8 protein-coding genes are annotated in these 13,168 nt (G+C 59.3%); 2 read left to right on the forward strand and 6 right to left on the reverse strand.

The features are described 5' to 3' along the window. On the reverse strand, positions 1 to 2,390 hold a 2,390-nt coding region (locus ONB25_14220), incomplete at its 3' end, for a chitobiase/beta-hexosaminidase C-terminal domain-containing protein (protein MDZ7394040.1). A 632-nt stretch (positions 2,391 to 3,022) separates the two neighbouring features. On the opposite strand from ONB25_14220, the gene ONB25_14225 reads away from it, so the two are divergent. Both ONB25_14225 and ONB25_14230 read left to right on the forward strand, forming a co-directional pair. Further along, the gene (locus ONB25_14225; GenBank protein ID MDZ7394041.1) at positions 3,023 to 3,850 is read left to right on the forward strand and encodes a nucleotidyl transferase AbiEii/AbiGii toxin family protein; all 828 of its coding nucleotides are present in this window, start codon (positions 3,023 to 3,025) and stop codon (positions 3,848 to 3,850) included. Between the two features lie 3 nt (positions 3,851 to 3,853). Further along, positions 3,854 to 4,462: a hypothetical protein gene (locus ONB25_14230; protein ID MDZ7394042.1), complete on the forward strand. Its 609-nt coding sequence runs from the start codon at positions 3,854 to 3,856 to the stop codon at positions 4,460 to 4,462. A 38-nt stretch (positions 4,463 to 4,500) separates the two neighbouring features. Here the strand turns inward: ONB25_14230 and ONB25_14235 are convergent, their stop codons facing one another. From ONB25_14235 to ONB25_14255, 5 genes are all read right to left on the reverse strand, one after another. After that, the gene (locus ONB25_14235) at positions 4,501 to 6,468 is read right to left on the reverse strand and encodes a glycoside hydrolase family 97 protein (protein ID MDZ7394043.1); all 1,968 of its coding nucleotides are present in this window, start codon (positions 6,466 to 6,468) and stop codon (positions 4,501 to 4,503) included. 1,378 nt (positions 6,469 to 7,846) lie between these two features. Continuing rightward, the gene (locus ONB25_14240; protein MDZ7394044.1) at positions 7,847 to 9,013 is read right to left on the reverse strand and encodes a hypothetical protein; all 1,167 of its coding nucleotides are present in this window, start codon (positions 9,011 to 9,013) and stop codon (positions 7,847 to 7,849) included. 346 nt (positions 9,014 to 9,359) lie between these two features. Further along, entirely contained in the window at positions 9,360 to 10,778 is a 1,419-nt protein-coding gene (locus ONB25_14245) for an alpha-L-fucosidase (protein MDZ7394045.1), read from the reverse strand. Positions 10,779 to 10,838: 60 nt separating this feature from the next. Then, the gene (locus ONB25_14250) at positions 10,839 to 11,795 is read right to left on the reverse strand and encodes a hypothetical protein (protein MDZ7394046.1); all 957 of its coding nucleotides are present in this window, start codon (positions 11,793 to 11,795) and stop codon (positions 10,839 to 10,841) included. Positions 11,796 to 11,812: 17 nt separating this feature from the next. Further along, positions 11,813 to 13,168 (reverse strand): T9SS type A sorting domain-containing protein (locus ONB25_14255; GenBank protein ID MDZ7394047.1); only part of this gene is annotated, 1,356 nt, incomplete at its 5' end.

Here is a 13,168-nt window from a genome sequence, read left to right on the forward strand (position 1 = left end):
CCGCGTTTTTGAAAAAAGAGCACGCTGAGGGGGTGAAATCCGGCCTCCAGAGCAATGGCACCGGAGCGCTCGCGCGTGCCGTGCAGGCCATCGTTGTCCACCACCAGTTGGTCCCCGATCCTCAGGCGGCTCCCGTCGTCGGAAACCGTGGAAAATAGATAAACCCCGGTTCGCGGTACCTTGATGAGCCCCTCAAAACTTAGCCCGAAAAGCTCTTCCCGTTCGGCAGGGGTCAGGTCCAAGTACTCACACATCTTGATCCTGACCGGCTGCAGGCGAGAAAAGTCAGGGATGCTATCCCATTCCCCTTCGTAGTAGCGGACAACGAGCCCCGGGGCTAAGGCAGCGATAGGCTCAGCTGGCCGGGGGCTAACTTTTTCCAGGTTGAACGTGGCAATGCCGCTGGCGATGCCCCCTGGCCAGAAGGCGCGCGCCTTGAGCGTGGTGTTTTCCGTAATGCGAATTGGTCCGGTGTAGCGCGTGGCGCGACGGCCAGGCGCGGAGCCATCCAGAGTGTAGCGAATCTCGGCACCCGGATGCGCGACCGCCAACTCTGCCTGCATTTCGTCGATGAAGAGGCCAGTCCGATTGAGCAACTCAGGTGGGAGAAAGCCCTGATTGGCCAATGCCACCTGTGGGGAGGGGATCTTCTCAATCTCACGGTCGTAAGTCAGGAGGCCATTGTTTTCCGTCTCCACATCGGTGAGCTGGGTGTAGACGGCGGCGCTGAGTCCCGCTTCCCGTGCCAAGCGATGCACGCCGGTCAGCACTTCCTCGTACCGTCGCGCGAGCGCCTGCGGGTTCGGCAAAAGGTCATAGCCCCAGCCAGTTTGGGCCCACGTGTGGCCTGGCACCACAAAGCCAAGGCCTCCGAACTCGCCCAGTACTGCGGCTCGATGGACTTCGGGCTCGGGGGAGATCGGGTCGGGATAGGAGTGCACGTCGTGGACGTCACCCACGCCGGCGTCCGTCCAGCCGCTGGCGTTGTTCACCAAACGGGTCGGATCAAGCTCGCGTACGAGCGTCACGATCCGTTCGGTGTCGTACTGTCCCCACCCCTCGTTGAACGGCACCCACATGATGATCGAGGGGTGATTGAACCGGCCGCGAATCATCGCCGTCAACTCCCGCTCGAACTGCGCCCGCTCTTCGGGCGTGCGGTTGGCCCCGCTGGGCATGTCCTGCCAGACCAGGAGCCCGAGCCGATCGCACCAGTAGTACCACCGCTCGGGCTCCACCTTCACATGCTTGCGCACCATGTTGAAGCCCATACGCTTCATCATCTCCACGTCGAAGCGCAGGGCTCGGTCCGACGGTGCAGTGTAGATGCCATCCGGCCAAAAGCCCTGGTCAAGCGGGCCGATCTGAAAGAGCGGCTGGCCGTTAACGAGGAGGCGCGTCACCCCGTTGCTATCCGGGCCCACTGCAACCGTGCGCAGGCCAAAATAGCTGGTGACCTTGTCCACCGCCCTGCCAGATCTGCGAAGGGTCAGCGATAGCTCGTAAAGGAAAGGGTCAGCAGGCGACCAGAGCTTGGGCGAGGGGATGGAGAGGACCAACTCTTCTCCCACCTGAGAAACTTGGCGGCTCACCTGCTTGCCGCGGGCCCAAACCTTGGCCTCGATAGCGAATTCTGGCCCCGACCCCTCGGTCTCGGCCCGAATGCGCACCGCGGTGTGCTCCACGTCAGGGTAAACAGCGAGCTGGGAAATATGGTATTCGGGCACCGGTTCTACCCATACGGTTTGCCAGATGCCGCTGGTGGGCGTGTAGAAGATGCCGCCGGGGCTGAGGGTCTGTTTGCCTACAGGTTGGCCTCCCGCCGTGGTGGGATCCCAGACCGCGACGACTATCTCCTGTGCTGCTTCCGGCCTAAGGGCCTCGGTGACGTCGAAGGAGAAGGCATCGTAGCCGCCGCGGTGCTCCCCCACCAGTGAACCATTGACAAAGACCTGCGCTTCCCAATCCACTGCTCCAAAGTGAAGCAACAAGCGTCCTTTGCGCCAGCGGCTTGGCACATTAAAGGCACGGCGGTACCAGAGGCGCTGGTCCGGTCCCACTCTCTGCGCAATCCCAGACAGGGCCGATTCCACCGGAAAAGGCACGAGAATTCTGTGCGGAAATGTATCAGGAGGAGCGGCTTCCTTGGGCGTTATGGCAAACTCCCACAGCCCGTTGAGGTTGAGCCACTCCTTGCGCACCATGTGCGGGCGGGGGTATTCTGGCCAGGGGTTGTCGGGCGAAAGGTGTTTCGCCCAGCGGGTGAGGAGCGGACTATGGGCAGGACTCCATTCAATGGTTCTCCTTCGACATTGGGCCAGGAAAGTGAGCAGGGCGAAAAGGATGGCGAACAACAAGAACCAAGGCAGACTGCGCTGCGGGAAATGCATAGCTGCTCTCCAAATGCTAGGTTTCGCTTTGTGGCCTGGCTGACAGGGAGCTTCTTTGCCGCGAGCGCAAGTGGTCGCTCCTCCGCGAAGCCGCTTATTGCCCACGCTCTTCGGATGCAAGCCTGTCTTTCCTGCGGATAGTCCTGGCTCTGCACCACCCCGAGTGGGGAGCGTGCGACTGACCATTCGGCTGGCCTCCTACGAGCAAGGTGACTTGGAGCACCCGCGGGCAATCTGCGGCAAAATTACGAGAGCGAAAGCAAAAAGTCAACCTTTTTCTCTGATCGCTGTGGGACAACTCCTCTGGACTCGCCCAACAACGCATTCCGTGTGGGCGGAACGCTCCCTCAGGCTGGGTGCTATCTTTGAGCTTGATGCGGAACGCATGATGTCTACTGCCGTCGGACCCATGGAAGCCCGCGGCACGAGGTTGTGGCCGGGGAGCAGAGAACGGGCCTTCGACAATCCTCATGCTTCTCCCGAGGGCGTTGAGATCCGTCTCGCATGCGACTTCAGGGGATGCCCGGACAAGCTACGGTGTGAAGCGGCAGCGGAGATTTTCCACTTGAAAGTGCAGCAGAGAAAGATTATATTTCCATATCGTGACAGAAAAAGCTACTATCGGAAATATCATGATCTGGCAGCAACTGACAGAGGGGGCGAGGAAGCAAAGAGTGCCCCTCAGCACACTCGTGGCAGAAGTCTTCCACCTTGCCGTCCTGGAGGGGCTTTTCGCGCGACCGGAAAGTGCGAAGATTGCCTTCCAGGGCGGCACGTGTCTCCACCTCGTGTATGGCGGGTATCGCTACTCAGAGGACCTGGACTTTGCCGGCATAGAAGCGGATGCGGAGTTTAGCAGGCAGTTGGTCAGCGCGGCTCGATCGGCTATTGAAAAGATGGTTGTGCAGATGCTCGGCGTCGGCACCGCTGAATGGCGATTGGCCACGGTGGCCAAGGGGAAAGTGGCGAGCCACTGGTTTTTTTTCCAGCCACAAGGACAGGCCCAAAGGTATCGCCTGAAGATCGAATTCGGACGGTATCCGGCCTATCAGGCAGAAGAAAAGGTGGTGCGTTCGACGGTGGATCTGCTTGGACGGCTGCCGCTGGTAAGGGCTCTCACTCCTGCGGAGTTGTTGGCCGAAAAGATCGCCGCAGTATGCGGCCGACCCTATCTCAAAGGGCGTGACCTTTTTGATGTGTGGTATTTGACAGAAGTCCTTGGCACTCGCGTTGATCAAGACCTCCTGGCGAGGAAGTTCTCTGACTACGCTGTCGAACTCACTCCACAAGGGTTTGAAGATAGGACGAAGGCGGCTGCGCGGCGTTCGCTCATGCGGGAAATGCCTCGCTTTCTTCCCGAGCGCTACAGGCGCCAGCTGGGACAGGATGACTATCGGCTCATTCAGGAGAAGGCCATGGCTGTTGTATGGCAGAGTGTGCGGGCCTTAGGAGGCGAATAAGGAGTGGGCACTCGAGTCTTTACGCAAGCCCAATGGGTCCGTCTGCTTCGCGGAGAAAAGACGGTTTTCACCTTTGGCGAACTCAGCCGCCTCACCGGCCTCTCGGTGGCGGCCCTCCGCAAGGCAATTGCAAGGCAGAGCAAGAATGGACTCTTGCTCAGTGTGGGAAAGGGACTCTATCTCAATGGACTCCGACCTGCAAGTGTGGAAGCCGTCGCTAGCCTTCTCTATCCACCGGCGTACATTTCGTGTGAGACCGCCCTCTTTGTCCACGGTGTAGCTGACCAGGCCCCCCACGTGTTGACCTGCGTGACCACAAACAAGACCAAAGTCTTTCGCACCTGCGTAGGCGAGATCGTCTATCACCACATCAAGAGATCCCTTTTTTTCGGCTATGAGTTCCGAGACCGTGTTTGTTTAGCCTGGCCGGAAAAGGCGGCACTGGACTTCGTCTACCTTCAGCGCCAGAACGGACTATTCCCTCTGCTGGACGAATGGAACTGGGAAAACCTTTCCCAGGAGAGGTTGGCCGACCTGGTGTCTATCTACCCCAAGTCGGTCTTCGTCCATATCGCCCGATTTGCGCCTCCCACGTGGCAGCTGGGGAGGTGAGAGTCTTGGTCGTGTGGCACTCCCCTCCGAGCTGATTGTCACATGGTCGGCACCACCCGCGCTGCCCAACCGCCGCCTGGGGCCAGGTGGATGATTTCCTTGTGGCCCGCGTCGATGGTCTTGAAGACGCGCTTGAAGTCCATTGCGCACCGGTCGGCATTTACTCCATCCTGGTACGCCTGCAGTTGATACCGGCCGGGCGCAAGGAAGGAAAAGTCCACCACCAGGTCCCTCGGCGTCCAGTTGGTCATGGCGCCCACATACCATTCGCTGCCATTCCGTCGAGCCACCAGGATGTACTGACCGACTTGGCCGTCCAGTGCGTGCGTTTCGTCCCACACGGTGGGCACGCTCGCCAGGAAATCCATGCACTCCGGCTCGCGCAGGTAGTGGGTAGGGCTGTCGGCCAGCATTTGCAGCGGGCTCTCATAGACCACGTACATGGCCAGCTGGTGGCAGCGGGTGCCCTGACTCATGGGCAAGGTCATAATGGGGCGGAACTGCTCGCGCGTCGCGTTGATCATCGCCCCGGGAGTATAGTCCATGGGGCCCGCCAACATGCGGGCAAAGGGGATAGTCACCGCGTTGTCGGGCGAGGCGCCGGTGCTCCACTTGCTCCACTCCATGCCGCGCACCCCTTCGCGCGTGAGCACATTGGGATATGCCCGACGCAGGCCGGTGGGCTTGTGCGCCCCGTGGAAATCGACAATCAGCTTCCGCTTGGCGGCCTCGCGGGCAATCCGCCAGTAAAAGTTCACCACCTCCTGATCGTCTCGCTGCATAAAGTCCACCTTGATCCCCTTGATGCCCCAGCGCTGAAACTGGTCCAGGGCCTCCTGGAGCTGATCGTCGAGCGTTTTCCAGATGACCCACAGGATCAACCCTACGTTTTTCTCGCGAGCATAGGCAGTAAGTTCTTCCATGTCGATGTCGGGGTTCACGTCCAGGACGTTCCCCAGCTTGTACCACCCTTCATCCAGGATGACGTACTCGATCCCGTAGCGGGCGGCAAAATCGATGTAGTACTTGTAGGTGGCGGTGTTAATGCCGGCACGGAAATCCACGCCGTAGACGTTCCACGCATTCCACCAGTCCCATGCTACCTTGCCAGGCTTGATCCAGGAGACGTCGTCCAATTCCAAAGGTCGTGCCAGCTTGTAGACCATCTGGCTTTCCACCAGTTGGCCATCTCGGTCGGCGATGACCATCACCCGCCAGGGGAAAAGGCGCTCGCCGCGCGTGCGGGCGAGAAAGTCTGCTCGACGTACCGGTACCATGTCCCGGTCGTTGCGCGCCGAATCCTCCAGCACATAGTGCGGGAACAACCCCACCAGCTGCGTGGCCGATTCGCGGCACCCAGTGAGATACATGCCCGGGTAGTCCTCCAAGTCCGCCTCGGTGATGGCCACTTTGGGGCCGTCGGGGATTTCCACCAGCGCCGGCAGCGAACAGAATCGCTCGCCTACCTGGCTGATCGGAATGTGCAGATAGAGCCGCTCGGAGTGGGAGAAGAAGCTGTCTTCCTGTGGAAAGAAGGTCATGCAGTCGCTGGGAAATTGGAACGTTGCCTTTTCCGCCTTGATAGTCACCTCGCCTGGGAGCCGAGTGGCAAAGCGGTAGGCGATTCCGTCGTCATAGGCGCGAAAAACAAGGGAAAAGCCTTGGGCGAACTCCAGGGTCAGCTCGTGGCAGCGGTCCAGGATCTCCGCAGATTTTTCCCGGACCACCGGCCTGATGATCTGATTGATCTCCCGACGCTTGGTGCGCTTGAGGGTGGGCTTTTCGCCCAGGACGGTCCCGTCGCCCAGGGTGAGGGCAATGGGGGAAGGTGCCAGTATCTGCCTGCCGTCGTGCTGCACCCTGTAGGAGATGTTTTCGCCGATAGAAACAGTCACCTGCGTCCGTTGGTCAGGCGAAACGAGGGATACATCCCTGGCGCGCACGCTCCCGACGATTAATGCGGCCAGAAAACCGACTATGGAAATCTGGTAGGAGTAATGTCCCATGGCACCCTCCTCAATGTTGATTGTGAGATAACGACCAGGAAACAATCGCGAGTAACCAGTCCGGCTTTCAGGCGGCTCCACCTGCAGCCCACGAGAGAGCCAGCCATGGTCCTCCGGAACGCTTCACGGACCAATGCTGGAGAAATCAACCGCCAAGAGCGGGTTCGCGAAACAACCTCTCCTCGGACGGTTCCTCGGCAGAGGGAATTCGCGGTTGGAACTGTTGCGCCGCTATGGTCAGCCGCTCCGGTGGCGGCTTCTTCGAGCTCCTCGGCTGTGAGGCGGTACACGCCACTAACCCGCGTCCCCGCAAATTCTGGCGCAAAGCCTGAGTACATTGCCTCAGGTACGCATTACCCAGCCCACGCATGTGCGAACGTCATGGGAAGAGGGTCCAGCTTCGTCTTCAGCGGGTCAGGGACAAAGCCCTGGGCCCCCATGGTGAAGGGGCCGAGAAGGGGGACATTGCCCCCTTCGCAGAGAATGACATGGGCAACCCCGACCCGGTCCTGCTATCTGAAAAGCGCCCCGTCTTTGTTGCGGAGGAGCCTGCCGCCGCCGGCGAGGCGGAACTTGTGCTTGGTCAGGTGCTCTGTGTTGAGCCTTTAAAAAGCTGGCCACAGCGCCATTGAGTTGATGGCACCCGAATCGACACTGGGCTCCGCTTCCCCCGTCGTTTCGGGCTCAAAGAGGTGCCGAGTTCGAGCTCAAGGATCGTTAGTCCCACATGGTGTTGCCACCGAGAGACCTAGAGACCGATGGCCGCCTCCCTCGGACGAGAGGGAGCGTCTACCCCCCCCTTACAATTGCGTCCGGCTTTTCGTTAGTTCACCATATCGTCTTAGTCCGTGAGGGTAGTTCCACCGCAGTGGGCATGCTCGGGTTTACAATTCTCCAGGGACTGCCTCGGGGCCACAGAAAAACGTCAGACAAGTGTGTCCCAAATCCGGTCCCGCGAGAAAAGATACCGAAGTTTCGACTGAAGATCAAGAGCTACTTCTCCAAGCGAGAGATCTCTGAGGCCGACAATTCGAGAGGGCCTATGGCGGTCCGTGGAACCGTTTGTAACAATGCAAGTCCTGCATTCCGCTCCCATACGAGCCAGCATAGAGGTGGAGCGACGCTTCCCGAGGGCGGCTGAAATGAGGACGGATGGCTCCTCGTGCGATTGCCTTTGATAGCAAAAAGGCGCCGCCACTCAGCCTGGTTGCTTTGTCGCCTGCACTCGACGTAGCTCGGCGTTTTTCGGCGGGCCGCCACTGGGTCCCACGACATGGATGCACAATGGGTGCGCACTGCTACCACGAGTTGCGGTCCCTTGCAGACGTCAACATGCACAGAAGACAGGAATTCTCCTTGCCATTGCGAGTACACAAGTTCACCAATTGTCAGCAGTTTTAAGTGCCTCAGTGAACTCTTCCAGCTCTTTATCAGTAGCGCGCCTTGCCTTCTTAATGCACTTATCCAAACCCATAGCCCTCAAACGTTCTGCCACGCACGCATCATCAAGGCTAGAAAGGTTAACGGGTTTGGCGAAGCCGCACCGGAGGCCGAGCACACAGGGCAGAACGACATCATACGGGGGGTACGGGTGGATCTTGGAGGCTAGGAATTTTATGTGTTTTTCCAGATTGGAGAAATGCCTCGGGTGAGTAAGAAAAGATACGTCCGCGGTTTCCGCTAAGGAGAAATTGATTGCCAGCACCCTAAAATGCTCATGGGAAGGCGGCCCCGCTTGCTGCTTTTCGAGCTTCTCCCTGATCTTGGTACCCCATTGCGTGCCAGCAAATACTGAGGAGTCAGGTATCTCGAAAAACAACTTCGTATCTAGAGACATCCCCGCTTGGTTCCACGCAACCGATCGCTGTCTTGGATCATTGGCGAAGTGTTTCAGCGTAATAATCAACTCCAGTGATGACGCGGGACACTTTGTGCGATAGACCTGGCCTACTTTTGCGTTTCTTATCCACGAGAGGAAATGTTTCTGAAACCGCGTCATCCATCGGTGGACCTCTCTGAACTCTGGGAAGTCGTACACATACGTGGAGCTCGAAGCTCGAGACAAGATGTGTACGTCAAATCCTTTATTGATCGGCAGGTGCTTAATGCAAGACATAAGGAGGCGGGAAAATACCTGGTATCCGTAGAAGTCCATCGGCGAATATACCTCTATGAGACAAGTGTAGTTGTTCATAGCGACGGAAATGTCGGGGCGATCAACCACCGCCACCCCCGATTTCAGTCTGGAATACAAGTGAACGAAAAGATGTAATTCCGCCAGCAACCGCGATAGGTTGAACGGGTCGTTGCATCTCAATATTTCCTCACCGATTCTCCCGCTCCACTTTCCCCACCTGTCTATTCGTCTGAGAGTCCTGGATATATGGTCGTAGTGTGTATTCTCAAGGAGGCGAACCACCTCCCTACTATCTCTCGAGCCCACCTTTCCCAGCTTGAAGTGCGAGTGGATCCATGGGTAGGCCTTTATCGCCTCGGCACCGTCTCGCGTTACCTTGTACGTGTCGTGCATCTTCTTTGCTCCCACTTCCGGCTCCCTATGTTTTTCCCCGCGAGAGCGAGTTCACCGAGCATGGATAGGGGTAAAGGTTTATTATGCTAAAGGGAGCCAGAATAGCTAAATGGATCAAGCACGACTCTTCCCCCTCCTCCAGCCCGGCGTGGAGATCCCCTCGGGCCCCTTGTTTGTGGGGCCTCGTCTGCTTTGCCTTGCCTATTGCGGTAGCGCGGGAAACAAATCAGCCGCCCTGCCTGTGAGCTGTCATCGAGGGGCACGCGGCCTCCTGGCGGTCCCGGACACGAGGAACGTTTCCGGCCACTTTCTGTCTGTACTGTTTGCACATTCAGGCGTGGGGAGCTACTCCTCCCCGTACCTATGTCTTGGAGGTGGCACAGCCTTCTCCGTAGCTGCTTCCGGCGCGGTAAATGCCCAGCGCAGAAATTGCAGGGCAGGCGCGCGCTTTGGTGATGTACAGCCGAACGCGGCGAGTCGTGACCTCTGGAAACCGCAAGATACGCCTGTACCCGATAGTTGTCCCTTCGGCTACTTTCTGCCACCCATCAGGTGCTTCCACGTCCACTCGGAACCCTTCGACCCTCTGACCCAGCGCGATGTACTCCTGGAGCACAAGGCGATTCACTGTAGTGGGCCGGGGAAATTCTACCTCCAGCCACACAGCGCGGACCGTGTCGTCTGGTGCCCAGTAGGTGGACGGGTCGCCGTCGATAGCCCTGTGCGCGGCAAAGCGGGGGTGGTTCCCACGCACCTGGGATGCTCTGGCCTGCGCGCCTTGCGCCAGGTCTCGCGGGAATTCGGCCTCGAGCGCCCGCCGGAATTCCATGAGGCGCGTGGCGTCTGGCTCAGGAACAAGGCCGCGTCGATCTACCGGAATGTTCAAAAGGAGCGCCGCATTGCGTCCCACCGACGCGTAGTAAATCTCCAACAGCTCCTCCACAGACTTGACCTGGCTGTCCTCGGCAGGATGGTAAAACCAGCCCGGGCGGATGGACACGTCCGCTTCTGCCGGCACCCAGTGGGTACCGTCCGGGTGGCCGGTGGTGAGCTCCTGGTAGCGCGGATAACCTGGCCACACCTCCTCCCGGCGCAGCAGACACCAGTTCGTGGTGTTGGCAAAGCCATTTTCGTTGCCCACCCAGCGCACGTCGGGACCACCGTCGCTAAAGATCACCGCCTTTGGTTGGCACTGGCGCACCACTTCGAAGAAGCCAGGCCAGTCGTACTCCTGCCGCCTGCCATTGGGACCTTCGCCACAGGCGCCGTCGAACCAGACCTCAAAGACGTCGCCATAGCTGGTCAGCACCTCGCGTAGCTGGTTTTTGTAGAACTCGTTATACCGCGGCGAGTCGCCGTAGCTGGGCTCGTGCCGATCCCATGGTGAAATGTAAATGCCCATCTTCAGGCCATATTCGCGGCACGCCTGGGCTAGCTCACGGAGCACGTCGCCCTTACCATCTCGCCAGGGGCTGTTTTTCACCGAGTGCTCGGTGTAGCGCGACGGCCACAGGCAAAACCCGTCGTGATGCTTGGCGGTGAGGATGATCCCTTTCATCCCCGCCTGTTTGCACACTCGTGCCCACTGGCGGCAGTCGAGGGCTGTGGGATTGAAGAGGGTCGGATCCTCACGGCCGTCGCCCCACTCGCGGTCAGTGAAGGTGTTCATGCCGAAGTGGATGAACGCATAGTACTCGAGCTTGTGCCACGCGAGCTGGCGCGTACTGGGAACCGGCCCAAAGGGGGCAGGCGGAGCAAGCGAATCACAGGAGAGTGTCATAAGTGAGACCAGCCAACAAAGGTTCAAAGCGGATGTCCATACCACGATGCTGACCTCCATTCAACGAAAAAAGCGGTACCTTTCCAGCGACTCACAAATGGCCCGAATGGTTCCCAGGGACAGTTCCGGGCCCACCGACGCCTGCAGTAGTAATCCCCCTTCCGGCAGGTAGAGGGCTTCGACCGCCTCGCGCACGTGGCGGTCGATGTGCTCGGCGGTCCAGAACGGGAAGCGCTGGCGGTCCAGGTCCAGGCAGATGGCTACTTTGCCTTTGGCCAACCGGGCGATATTACTTAGCCCATTTGCCCCCACTTGCGGATTCAGCACGTCGATGCCACAGTCGATGAGCGAATCGATGATTTCCACAATGTGGCCATCAGTGTGGAAGTAGCCGATCGTGCCTGCTTCACGGCATCGGGCAAATATCTGCTGGTAGCATGGCTTGAGGTAGCGATTCCATTTGTCCGGATGGATGGGAAGCCGATGTTGGTCGCCCAGGTCGTCCCCAAAGTAGTAGATGGCAGGTTTGTCGGCCAAAATGGTTTCCAGTTCCTGGAGGTTGTAGGCCAGCACCTTGTCGATGAGCATTTGCAGCTCGGGTGGTTCTTCGGCAAAGTCGACCATCAACTCCTCGTACCCGCGGAGATAGTAGAGGCGCATGTACATGAAGCCGTGAGGGAGCCCGGCGCCTGGCGGGGGCGTTTCAAAAGATCGTACATCCTCGCGGCGCGGCAGGGGATGGCCCACCACCAGACCCTCGAGGCCCGGAGCGATGTTTTCCCACACGCACCCCCAGGCGTCCACGTGGCGGCCGGCGTTGTAGGTGCCCTCGTAGGCGTCAAAATCGATGCTGCCCGGCTTGTAGTCGCCGAAGAGCGCCGGGTATTCCTGGACCAGCTCCGCCAAGGCCTCGCGGTGCCGCGACCAAGTGGCAGGTAGAATGTAGACATCTGCAGGGATAACCTCAGGGTGCTCAAAACGGACCGCGCGGAAGAAGTTGTCGTCCAAGACCCACACGATGTCGCGCCTTGAGGTTACTGGCAGAATGTGACCTTGACCGTCTGCGCATGGCCGGGGCACGAGAAACGGCAGAAGTAGATGCCTGGGGCCAAGGTAGTGGTCGGACTTGCCGGCCAGCTGAGTTGGTGAGAGCCGCTGCGTTGCGATGAGAGCCAGATGGTCCCCATGCGGCGTCCCAGGACGTCGCTCACCTCGAGAACCAAGGGGAGGCCTACTCGCCGTTCGATGGTGAAGGTCACCACGGCGGATGCAGGGTTCGGATGGGCGCCGAGCACGGTGAAAGGCGCCTCCCCCCCTTGGGCGTCATCAGGTAGCCGCTGGACAGTCACGACATAGCTTTCAGGTTGTTCCTTGAAGTAGAGCATGCGCAAGGTGACCGAGCGGTCCACATTGCATGCGATGACGGTAATGGTCTGTGGTTCAGGGAGTTGGATCTGGATGGCCTGGCCTGGGCCTGCTTGAATCGGGTGCGGCACTTCTCCCACCGAGTACACAGCACCCAGGGACCAGTGCGAGGGCACTTGGCCTTCGATGGTGATGCGGTAGGTGCCAGGGGTGGTCAGGCGGAAGGGGAGGTAGGTGGCGGTCAAGAAGTAGGCTTGGCCTGCTCGTTCGGCATGGGAACCTGCAACGGTATCGGCGCGCATCAGGACCTCTGGAAAGGTGTCAGCCTGCGAGTACCCATAACCGGGGAGGTGACGGCTGCCAGTGAAACAATTCCAGAGCGCAAAGCGTGTTAGTTCTTCCTCGAAGCTGCTTCCATAGTCGGCGCACACTGTGGCAATGGCTTCCAGCGCTGGTTCGTGCACCATCTGCTCCCAGATGCGTCGCATGACATCGCGGCCAAACCGCTCCTCCAAGTAGATGGCAAAGACGCATGCGCCGTACATGTGTCTGATGATACGGGGCACCGTCAGCGAGACGGCGTTCAGGGGAATGTCCGGCGCGGAGAAAAAGTCGTCGAGGTAATGGCGGTAGTCGTTGAGCCCCGGAAAGACCTGTTCCTCCATCCACATCGCCGTAAGCTCGGCGAAAAAGCCATCCACGGTGATGAGGCGCGACACGTAGCCGTGCTGAATGGCGTGGAAGAACTCGTGTGCGGCGGTGGCGCGAAGGGCATTCTCAGCCGACAGATGCTCTTGTGGGCTGGCAAAGTCATTGTCCACTTCGATGTGGGTGAGAACGCCGTGTTGCACGGGGGCCTCAGGGTCCCGCCCCTCTGCTACTGTTTGACCGCGCATGGTGCCGAGGTCCAAGAGGTACACGCGATAGGGTCGAGTCCAGGCCTCCATTCCAGGTGGAGGGTTATAACCCAGTTCTTCGACCTCAATGGCATAGCTGGTCTCGAAAGCGGCGCCAGCCCTTTCAGC

This window comes from candidate division KSB1 bacterium, from assembly GCA_034506335.1.
Taxonomy (GTDB): Bacteria; Zhuqueibacterota; Zhuqueibacteria; order JANLFK01; family Oleimicrobiaceae; genus Oleimicrobium.